The sequence below is a fragment of the Thermogemmatispora sp. genome (genome assembly GCF_042408735.1).
Classification (GTDB): Bacteria; Chloroflexota; Ktedonobacteria; order Ktedonobacterales; family Ktedonobacteraceae; genus Thermogemmatispora.
Genome location: NZ_JBHOQV010000080.1, coordinates 1 through 1001, shown reverse-complemented (window position 1 = coordinate 1001; position 1001 = coordinate 1). Strand labels below are relative to the sequence as shown.

The 1001-nt window shown below is 60.6% G+C and carries 1 protein-coding gene; it reads left to right on the top strand.

What is annotated here, in order from left to right; all coding sequences use genetic code 11:
- A partial coding sequence (locus ACFMO7_RS06345; RefSeq protein WP_376794676.1) for an ABC transporter substrate-binding protein occupies positions 1-1001 on the top strand: 1001 nt, incomplete at both ends.

Here is a 1001-nt window from a genome sequence, read left to right as displayed (position 1 = left end):
GACCAGACGGTGACCTTCACACTGACCGGTCCCAACAGCACCGCTCTGTTCTACCTCGGCCAGACCTACATCGTGCCTCAGCACGTCTGGTCTACCATCAGCGGCGACCCCGCCAAGTTCACCAACGACAAGAACCCCGTCGGCACCGGCCCCTACAAGCTCCGCAGCTTCTCCGCCGACCTGATCATCTACGACGTCAATCCCTCCTACTGGGGCGGCCAACCCGCCGTCAAGCACGTCTACGTCTACTCCGCCAAGGACAACACCACCGCCGTCACCAACATGATCCAGGGCAAGTATGACTGGATGGGTACGGGTTGGACGCCGGACTTTGACAAGCAGTTCAAGTCCAAGGACCCCCAGCATAACAAGACCTGGTTCTTCCCCAGCAATACCGTCATGCTCTATCTCAACCTCTACAAGGCCCCCTTCAACAACGTCCTCGTCCGCAAGGCCATCAGCGCCGCGATCAACCGCGACAACCTCCCCCAGGGGGTGGCGGTCTATGCCAAGCCGGCTCATCCGACCGGGATTATCCCGGCCCGTAAGGATTGGATTGCGCCGGAGTATCAGAACGCGGCCTTCCAGTACAGCGTCTCCCAGGCGCAGGCCTATCTCAAGCAGGCCGGCTACACTCAGCACAGCGATGGCTACTTCTACGACTCCAGCGGCAAGGTCCTCGGCTTCTCCATCATCGTCCCCAGCAGCTGGTCTGACTGGGCTCAGGACGTCCAGTTCATCGTCAACGACCCCAACACGGCCGGCATCAAGGCCACGATGAACGGCGTGGCCGACGCCAATACCTACTTCAGCGCCATCTATGGCGGCAACTACGAGGTGGCGATCGGCTGGAAGGATAAGGGTCCCACCCCCTACTATCCATATCGCGATATGCTCAGCAGCAGCAACTCTGGCCCGATCGGGAAGTCGGTCTCCGGGTCGAACTTCGAGCGCTGGGATGCGCATTCGGCTGGGACGCTGGCCAACCAGGTTGATCAGTT